This window comes from Streptomyces sp. NPDC058619, from assembly GCF_042717785.1.
Lineage (GTDB): Bacteria > Actinomycetota > Actinomycetes > Streptomycetales > Streptomycetaceae > Streptomyces.
In genome coordinates this window covers 1-8,611 of the sequence record NZ_JBHXQN010000109.1, presented here as the reverse complement: position 1 = coordinate 8,611, position 8,611 = coordinate 1, and the positions used below count along the sequence as shown (strand labels likewise).

General features: G+C 67.5%; 7 protein-coding genes. 2 read left to right on the top strand and 5 right to left on the bottom strand.

Annotated elements, in window-relative coordinates; all coding sequences use genetic code 11:
- Positions 1–651 precede the first annotated feature (651 nt).
- The 4 genes from ACFWTC_RS37900 to ACFWTC_RS37885 form a co-directional block, all read right to left on the bottom strand.
- The gene (locus ACFWTC_RS37900; RefSeq protein WP_384030581.1) at positions 652–1,674 is read right to left on the bottom strand and encodes an MASE1 domain-containing protein; all 1,023 of its coding nucleotides are present in this window, start codon (positions 1,672–1,674) and stop codon (positions 652–654) included.
- 228 nt (positions 1,675–1,902) lie between these two features.
- Positions 1,903–3,237: a PP2C family protein-serine/threonine phosphatase gene (locus ACFWTC_RS37895; RefSeq protein ID WP_384030583.1), complete on the bottom strand. Its 1,335-nt coding sequence runs from the start codon at positions 3,235–3,237 to the stop codon at positions 1,903–1,905.
- Entirely contained in the window at positions 3,237–3,476 is a 240-nt protein-coding gene (locus ACFWTC_RS37890; protein ID WP_384030584.1) for a hypothetical protein, read from the bottom strand. The genes ACFWTC_RS37895 and ACFWTC_RS37890 overlap by 1 nt, the downstream gene beginning before the upstream one ends.
- Before the next feature lie 204 nt (positions 3,477–3,680).
- On the bottom strand, positions 3,681–5,330 hold the full coding sequence (locus tag ACFWTC_RS37885; RefSeq protein ID WP_384075089.1) for an ISAzo13 family transposase: 1,650 nt from the start codon (positions 5,328–5,330) through the stop codon (positions 3,681–3,683).
- Between ACFWTC_RS37885 and ACFWTC_RS37880 the strand changes: the two genes are divergently transcribed.
- Positions 5,256–5,468: a hypothetical protein gene (locus tag ACFWTC_RS37880; protein WP_384075091.1), complete on the top strand. Its 213-nt coding sequence runs from the start codon at positions 5,256–5,258 to the stop codon at positions 5,466–5,468. The two genes, ACFWTC_RS37885 and ACFWTC_RS37880, sit on opposite strands and share 75 nt — an antisense overlap.
- Positions 5,469–5,526: 58 nt before the next feature.
- On the opposite strand, the gene ACFWTC_RS37875 is transcribed toward ACFWTC_RS37880, so the two are convergent.
- Positions 5,527–6,378 carry a hypothetical protein gene (locus ACFWTC_RS37875; protein WP_384030672.1) on the bottom strand — a complete coding sequence of 284 codons (852 nt, stop codon included), beginning with the start codon at positions 6,376–6,378 and terminating at the stop codon, positions 5,527–5,529.
- A gap of 394 nt (positions 6,379–6,772) precedes the next feature.
- Between ACFWTC_RS37875 and ACFWTC_RS37870 the strand changes: the two genes are divergently transcribed.
- Entirely contained in the window at positions 6,773–8,515 is a 1,743-nt protein-coding gene (locus ACFWTC_RS37870) for an FG-GAP-like repeat-containing protein (RefSeq protein ID WP_384030670.1), read from the top strand.
- The last annotated feature ends 96 nt before the right edge of the window (positions 8,516–8,611 follow it).

Sequence of the window (8,611 nt, the reverse complement as noted above, 5' to 3'; positions counted from 1 at the left end):
GAGCTACAGACCCTCCTCGCGACATGGACCGGCGTCTGCCCCACCTGCCACCGCGACATACCCACACCAGCCCCAACCTGACCAAGCCCTACTAGACACCTACGGACTCACTGCCTCAGTCGGCGAGAGCCGTATCTTCCCAACCCTGCCGACGGCTGTCGCGGCCTATCGAGCGTGGCTGCGGACGCAGCAGGACCCGGACGCGCCATAGAGGTCGACCTCTGCCTGTTCCCGATGACGCACCCCCTGGAGTGCGTGGCGATTCTGGAGCCCGTCAAGGGGTCGGATCCTGACCCGGGATTTCGTGCCCGGCTGACGTCATAGCGGACCAGGCCAAGTGCAGCGGCAGCTCACGATTCCTTCTGTGGGGACCGTGCAACGGGTCCAGTGGCTTCGGCAGGCGTCGCCGGAACTCCTCCCGGTACAGAGCGAGGGCCTCGGCGTGGGCGCCGGAGCGGTCTTTCGGCACGGAGGCTTGGCGCTGCGGGCCTGCGGCCGTGGCTCACGCCATGGCAAACCGGGTGATGGCTTGGACCACCGGTGTCCGAGGCGGCAGCGACCACGCCGCGCCTGCCTCGAGGGGCGCAGGTAGCCCGGCTGTCCTTCCGCGTCGACGGCGACCGTGGCGCAATGGTGTCGGTGGTAGACCGATCAGGCCGGTCTCGCGGTTCCACCGCCGTCCTCTTCCGTTTCCGTCTCGCCCCCACGATCGGGGAGTCTCGGATGGTGGCCACCGGCGGCGACCGTGGCCACCATCTCGGCCAGCAGCGTGCAGGCCCGCGCGATCTCCTTCTGGGTCTGGTTGCGCTGGCTGACGGCTGCCGCGACCAGCAGAGCGGTCAGCGAGGAAGAAGCATTGAACGCTTGCAGGGTGATCATGTTGGTGAGCAGGTCATGACCGGCGAACGGGCCTGATCCACGGGCAGCGGCGACGATGGCAAAGGTCGACACGGACAGGGCGCAGAGTGCGGCTCCGGCCAGCTGGAAGCGGAAGGCCGCCCAGATCAGCAGCGGGAAGCCGAGGAACATGAGCGGCGTGTCCCTGGTCTCGAGGAAACCGACGCAGACAGTGGCTGTCAGAAGCAGCAGCCCCTCCGCCCAACGGGACGGCCGAGCGTCTTTCGGCCAGCGTGCGAAGCGGAGAACAAGCAGGACGGGCGTCACCACCAATACGCCCATCGCGTCGCCGGTCCACCAGACCGACCACGTCGCCCAGAATGCGTCGGCGCTCAGCACGCCGGCGAGGGCCAGGGTCCCGCTGCCTATCGTGGCGCTGATCAGCATCCCGGTGAACGCACCGAGGAAGATCAGCCCAAGCGCATCCTGCAAACGGTCCAATTCCATACGGAACCCCGTACGGCGGAGCAGCGCGTACGAGCAGATGGGCGCGAGGGTATTTCCCGACACGATCGCGAGCACGGCCGGGATCGTTGGCCCGAGCGGGACGTTGACCAGGAACGCGCCCAGCGCAATCCCGGGCCAGACCCGCGGACCGCGGAGCAGCAGGCTCGCGAGCGCGATACCGGTCGGCGGCCACAGTGGGGTGACCTGGCCGCGCACCACCTGCTGGAGCAGTCCCAGCTTGGCCGAGCCGTAATACAGCGCGGCAACGGCGCAGATCTCCAGGGCAGCCAAGCCGGCGTGCCGGAGCCGTTCAGGCCGCGCAACGGTCATCAGGCGGCACCTCCGCGTTGATATCGCCCCGAAGTCCATCATCCGTCGGATCCCTCGGATCCTCCACGGCACCGTTGAGCTGGATTCGGCTCTGGACCGCAGAGCGAGGCCGCGTCGCACAGCCGTTTCGCCGCGCCGCGTGCTCGGATCAGCGTCGACCGAGGCCGACGCCCCGAGGTGGAGAGGCCGACCGGCCGGGCAGCGGCGCCGAGCGGGAGACACGGGGGGTCAGAGGTGCGGGGTGCGCAGGGCGAGGATGGCCAGGTCGTCGTGACCGTCGCTGGGGTGGTGATCGGCCAGAGCCTGAACGAACTCCTGCAGGGGCAGGGCGGCATACATGGTGGCGAGATCGGTGAGCTGGTTGAGACTCTCATCGATGGGGTGGTCGGGATGCTCGATCAGCCCGTCCGTGAAGAAGACCACGGTGGCGCCTGCGGGCAGGAAGCGGGAGTGGTCGGGGCGGGGCTGCTCGAGGTCGACACCGAGCGGTACCCCAGGCTCGGCGAACAGGTATTCCGCCGGGCGCTCAGGGGCGATCAGCAGTGGTGGGACGTGGCCCGCGGTGCTCCAGCGGAGTCGCCAACCCGATCCCTCGGGTTCGATGCGCGCCAGGGTCGTGGTGGTGACGGGATTGCTCGTGATGGCGTGCAGGGTGCGGTCGAGCTGGGCAAGGATGGCGCCGGGCGGACTGCTCTGGTCGAACAGCAAAGCCCGCAGCATGTTACGGGTGGAGGCCATGGAGGCCGCGGCCTCCAGATCGTGACCGACCACGTCACCGATGACGACCGCCACAACGTTGTCGGTCAGCGGGATGGCGTCGTACCAGTCCCCGCCGAGTTGACTGGGCTCGGCAGCGGGCCGGTAGATGGCGGCGGCGGCGAAAGGCCGCAGGTCCGGCAGCGTTGGCAACAGAAGCCGTTGGAACTGCTCGGCTCCGAGGCGAACCCGTTCAAACAGGCGGACGTTCTCGATCGCGATTCCGGCGGCGCTGGCCAGGGCTACGACGACGTTCTCGTCGTAGACGTCGAAGGGATGTCCATCGCGCCGCTCGGACAGGTAGAGGTCACCGTAGATCTCACCGCGGACGCTGATGGCGACGCCGAGCAAAGTGTGCAAGTGCGGGTGGCCGGGTGGGAACCCGGCGGACGACGGATGGGCGGAGATGCTGTCGACCCGCAGGGGTTCGGGGTGGTGGATCAGGTGCCCGAGGACACCCAGACCGCGAGGCAAACCGGTCTCGGCCAGATCGGCGCGTTCCTGTTCGGACAGACCGGCGGTGATGAACTGCTCCAAGTGCTCGCCCGATTGGCTGAGTACGCCCAGTGCCCCGTAGCGGGCGCCGACCAAGTCCATGGCGGTGGTCACGATCCGGTGCAGCACGTCACGTAGCTCCACCTCCCGACTGATGGCCACCACCGCATCCAGCAGGCCCTGCAGTCGGTCCATGGCGGCCAGCAGAGCGCGCAGTTGCTCGTCGATCCTGGTCAACTCGGTACGCAGACGCACGTGCAGGTCGGGAAGGTGTGGCTGCCCTGGGTGATTCCCTCCCTCGTTACCTGCCATCACGAGCGCCCGGCAAGCGGATGTTCGGTCTCGGTCACCGTCAGTAGGCAGCAGTCGGTGCCGGTCGCGGTGAACGCTTGGAGCAGCTTGGTGCCCTTGCTGCGGAGAGATCTAATAAAGCCAGGAGGCTTGGCGGCATCGGTATCGTCAGGGTCGCTCCACTTCGGCACCGACATCGTCGGGTCCGCCCGCAGGGCAGGACGGATCCGCTCATACAACCCCTCACCTGAGCGGTGCATTCCGGTCTCCTGACACGACCCTGATCAATCGAAGCCACAGCGTGGCACGGCCTCACAGGCAAAACAGTCATTACTCCAAAGGCGGCATGCCTCGACGACCCGAGTGGCTCCCCACGCGGCGCCGCTCCGCTTGATGTGTCTTTCGATGACTCATCATGTCGAGTGAAGTTCCCCCAAGGCCGGGTAGTTAGGGCTTGCAGAGAATTAACTCGCCGTCTTGATCTGTGGTGTGGAGGTGACGCCAAGCTCTGCGGCGAGATCGATGAGGTCGTCCAGGGTGGTCAGGCGTGTCGCTGTGGGTTCGATGGTGTGCCCGACCTCGTCGAGGAGGCGCCGGGTCTGGCTGATGGCCCGGTTGAGGGTTTGGGGAACGACCGCGAAGAGCGGGGCGATGGCCACCTGCGGGAGCCTGTGCCGCTGGTAGAGGAGGGTTGCCAGGAGCCGGTCGGCGAGAGTGAGGCCGGGGCGCCGGCCGGTGTAGAGGCCGGCGGCGGGGATCTTCTGCCGGTCGCCGCCGCGTCGCCGCTGAAGGTCTTCTTCCCGCTGGAGTGCCCGGGCCGCTTCCAGTTCGGCGATCAGCCGGTCCCACTGATCGTGCGGCATACCGGTCAGGGCCGGATGGGCCAGCCAGGCGCGGCCGGGGCCGGCTTGGTTCTGGGGCGGGACGGGCGGGACGCCGTCCCGGCAGTGCTCCTCGGGGCGGAGCGTGTAGTTCCAGTCGCCGTGCCAGTCATGGCGGGCCAGCGGGAGGGCATCCATCTGCCGGTCGGCGATGCGAACGCCGGTCTCGTAGGCGTTGGTATCGAGTTCGGCACGGACGGTCAGTCCGGTGCGGGTGGTGGTCGCCGCGATGCTGTTAACGATGACTTCGTGGCTGGTCAGGGGCCTGCCGCGCCAGTTCATGGTGATGTGGGAGAACAGCCGGTGCTCGATCCGGTTCCATTTTGATGTGCCCGGAGGAAAGTGACAGACAGTGATGTTCAGGCCTGTTTCCAGGGCCAGGGCGGCGAGTTCGGCCTTCCAGGCGCGGGTGCGATATCCGTTGGAACCGCCCGCGTCGGCGGTGATCAGCAGCCGCCTGGCCTGCGGATAGTCGTCCCTGCCGTGGGCCTTCCACCAGCGGCGGATGGATTCGACGGCGAAGGCGGCGGTGTCGTGGTCGGTGCCGACGCTGACCCAGCCGGTGTTCGCAGCGAGGTCGTAGATGCCGTAGGGCACGGCCTTGCCGAGTTCCTTGTCCGGGAAGTCATGGGTGCTGACCCGCTCGGGGTCGCCTGAGGGTCGCCACTCCCGGCCGCCGTTCTTCAACGGCCCCACGACTTCCTTCTTCTTCGTGTCGACGCTGATCACCGGGTCACCAGCCTCGATGCAGTCCTTGGCCTGGTCGTTGATGTAGCGGAACTGGCCGTCGCGGTCCGGGTGCTGCCGGCCTTCGACGACCTTGGCGTTGCCCTGGAGGCTGAAGCCTTCCTCGCGCAGCACGTCGGCGACGGTGTCGGCGGATATCCGGTGGCCCTGGCGGGTGAGCTCGGCGGCCAGGTGGCGGGTGGACTTCGTCGTCCATCGCAGAGGTGACATTGGGTCGCCCCGCACGTCCGGCTCGACCAGGGCCAACAGTGCCGGACGCAGTCCTGGGTTCAGGTCCACCACCCGCTTGCGGCCGCCGCCGACCCGACGCGCCCGTCCCAAGGGGGCCTCGCCAGAGTCCAGTTCGGTGACGCCCAGCGACACCGTGCCCTCGCGCACACCGGCTGCCCGGGCGACCAACCTGATCCCGCCATGACCAAACGCCCGGGCCTCGGCCGCCATCAGCAGACGACGCTGACGCTCATCCAGATGCGGGAACAACACCATGAACTTCGCCGCCAACGCCGCCGCTATCTCTTCCGCCGCTTCCATACCACACCAACGACCAACAAACCGGGAAGCTACGGGTTAATTCTCTGCAAACCCATCAGCAAGTTCGAGGCCGTGTTCGACGGCAGACCATAAACGCCAAGCTAAGGCTGTCCGAAAAAGGTGAGGGCTTTCCTGGTGGTGCAAGTCGGCCTCAGCGGGAGGCCCTGTGCCGGAGCCGCGTCCAGGCCCAGGTGCCGACACCCGCGACAGCCAGCGCGGCACCGACCCCGAGGAACCAGCGGACCGGGGATGCCGATTCACTGGCCTGGGGGTCGGGCGCGGGATCGTGGCAGTCGGCCTGGGGGGCGGTTACCCGGTAGCGGGCCCATTCCCTGGCGGGCTTGCCCTTCTCGTTCCAGTGCACGACGTAGACGCCGGGCCGGGCATCGCACCGGATCCGGACCGTGGCACTGACATGCCTGTCTCCGTGCATCACCACCGGCCGCGTGAAGCCCGGGGACGACAGCTCCACCATGCCGTCGTTGCCCATCTCCAGCCCGTCCTCGGCGTGGAGCTCCCCGCCGGCCGGCACGGAGCGCACATCCCAGGGCGACGCCGGCCATTCCGTGCCTGCGGGGTAGCGCTCTTCCATGGATTCCGGCGGCCGTGCGGCTGTCTGCCGCGCGCATTCCGCCCGCTCCGCCGCATCGGCCGGCTCCACCCGGACCCTGCCCCACAGCCGGTCGATCTCCACACCGATGTCCTCGCTCCTGGACGAGCCGAACCGCACGTCGTAGGAACCCGGCTCAGCCGTACAGGAGACCGTCGCCACGGCATTGAGGAGAAGGTCATCCATACGGAAGGTGCCGTCGGCGGCGAAGGCGGACGAGGTCACCCGGACGCCGCTGAAAGCATCCCCGGACCTCTGCGCCTCGGTCGTCACGATGACCCGTTCCCCCGGCCGGACGGAGAGCTCCGCACCACTCGGCACCGGACGGGGCGGGCTCTCTGCTGGTGCCGCTAACGCGCTGCCCGCTCCTGTCGCCAACAGCAGCACCAGCACTCCGACGACACCTACCCTCGTCGCTTCTATGCTCATTTGAACCCTTTTCATTTTCGTTGACGATCTTTAGGTCCCTGCATACCCTGCATCCTCGTCGAACTGACGCATCATTGCGGCTCTTTACGCTGCGTCATCATCCCGCTCAGGAAGCAGTCCCTTGCCCAGATGGTTAACCCCGCTCGCTCTCGGCGTCAGCGCGGTCCTGCTCGCCGCTCCGTCCGCTCTCGCAGCAGGCACTCCGACCCCGGCCCCGTCTCCCCCAGGCCCGGTGTCCTCGCCCTCCTCCCCGCCTCCGCCCCCTTCGGCCTCCCGACCCGTGACGGCTCCCCCCACGGCACCACCGACTAACTCGCCGCTGCCGGCGCCCACACCACCGCGGCCCAGCCCCACTCCAGTGTCGCCTCGTGCTTCGGCCGTCCCCGGCCCGGAACTCGCCGCCGAGCTTGAGTACTGGACCGCTGAGCGCATGGCCCAGGCCACCCCCGTCGACGGTGAGCGCGGCAAGGGTTCTGCCGCCGGCGACTCCGCCCCCGGAGCCAGGGACATGGCCGCCCCGGCGGGCATACCCAAGGGGGTGTACTTCGACGGACTTCCCATGGTGGGAACGTTCTTCCACGACGGACAGAAGCTCGGCGGCAACACGTACTGCACGGGCAGTGTCGTCCGCAGCAAGGGCAAGAACCTGATCCTCACCGCGGGCCATTGCGCGAATGGCCTGGCCGGCGCGACGCACCGCATCTTCGTGCCGCAGTACCGCCACGGCAAGTCCGCGGCTGCTCAGCCGGCCGGAGTCTTTCCCGCCGCTGAGGTCTACCGAGACCCTCGGTACCCCCGCACATCCAAAGCCACCAAGGGCCCCCTGTCCGACCTGGACTTCGCCTTTGTCACGGTGACCGCGAACGACAAGGGCCTGCCCGAGGACGTCACGGGAGCCCTCACCTTCACCACCACCTTGACGTACGAGCACAACGTCAAGGTGGTCGGATACCCGTCCAGCGGTTCGGTCAACGGCAAGCACCAGGCCATCACGTGCGACGTCCCCACGACCAGGCTGTACGGGTTCCGTCAGCTGAAGATGGAGTGCGGCGGCTACTACGGCGGCGTCTCTGGCAGCCCCTGGATCAAGGGGTACAACGCGGCAGCCCGCACTGGCCAGGTAATCGGCAACATCGGCGGATACAACGGCGGCGGCAACGACGCCGAGGCCGACTGGATCTCCTACTCACCGCTTTTCGCCAAGGACGCCCAAGACCTCTACAACGACGCCAACAACGGCGTCGGACCCGACAACGTCCACCGGGGCGACTACCAGCCCCCGACGGACGGCCCTGTACTTCCCGGCAGTGGCGAGACTTGGAAACACGCCAAGCAGATCGCCTCCGGCGACTTCTCAGGCACCGGCCACAGCGACCTCCTCGTCATCTGGACCGACGGCGAAGTCACCCTCTACCCCGGCGACGGCAACGCCGGCTTCCGCCGCGAACGCCAGCTCCTGGCACCCACCCCGGCCTGGAAGCCCGTCGCCACCGTCACCGCCGGAGACTTCACCGGCACCGGTGAATTCGACTTGCTGGTCCGCTGGGACGACGGCCGGATGACCCTGCACGGCGACGTCGGATCCAACGGCGTCGGCACCTCGATCGAAATGGCCCCCTCCGGATCCATCTGGAGCCACGCCACCCAGATAGCCGCAGGCCGCTTCAACGCCGCCACCTACGTCACCGACCTCATGGTCCGCTGGTCCGACGGAGAGCTCACCCTCTACACCAACGTCAGCGCCGGCACCCTCGGCCAGGAATACAAGCTCAAGGACCCCAACAGCACCTGGAAGGACGCCACCCTGCTGACCTCAGGACAGTTCTCAGGGAACCGGAAATGGGACCTCATGGTCCGCTGGACCAGCGGCGCACTCAACAACTACGTCGGCACCACAACCGGAGGTCTGGGCACAGAGCAGCCCATCCATGGCCCCAACAAGACCTGGACCCACAGCGTCATCATGGCCACCGGCCAATACACCGGAGACGGTCTCACCAACGACCTCATCATCCGCTGGAGCGACGGCGAGACCACCATGTACCAGGACACCCGAATGAACAACCTCGGAACCGAACGCATGCTCGCCCCACCTGCATAAGTGAAGTTCCCCCTGCGGCCTGGACAGCCTGATACTGGGATGGACGGTCCCGGAGGAAGCAGTTCCAGGTAGTGAGCAAGAAGAGCAACACGAGTA

Coding starts and splice junctions, on each gene's coding strand:
- ACFWTC_RS37895 (WP_384030583.1), bottom strand. CDS start 3,237: ATGGCAGGTAACGAGGGAGGGAATCACCCAGGGCAGCCACACCTTCCC.
- ACFWTC_RS37880 (WP_384075091.1), top strand. CDS start 5,256: ATGACCAAACGCCCGGGCCTCGGCCGCCATCAGCAGACGACGCTGACG.
- ACFWTC_RS37885 (WP_384075089.1), bottom strand. CDS start 5,330: ATGGTGTTGTTCCCGCATCTGGATGAGCGTCAGCGTCGTCTGCTGATG.
- ACFWTC_RS37890 (WP_384030584.1), bottom strand. CDS start 3,476: ATGCACCGCTCAGGTGAGGGGTTGTATGAGCGGATCCGTCCTGCCCTG.
- ACFWTC_RS37900 (WP_384030581.1), bottom strand. CDS start 1,674: ATGACCGTTGCGCGGCCTGAACGGCTCCGGCACGCCGGCTTGGCTGCC.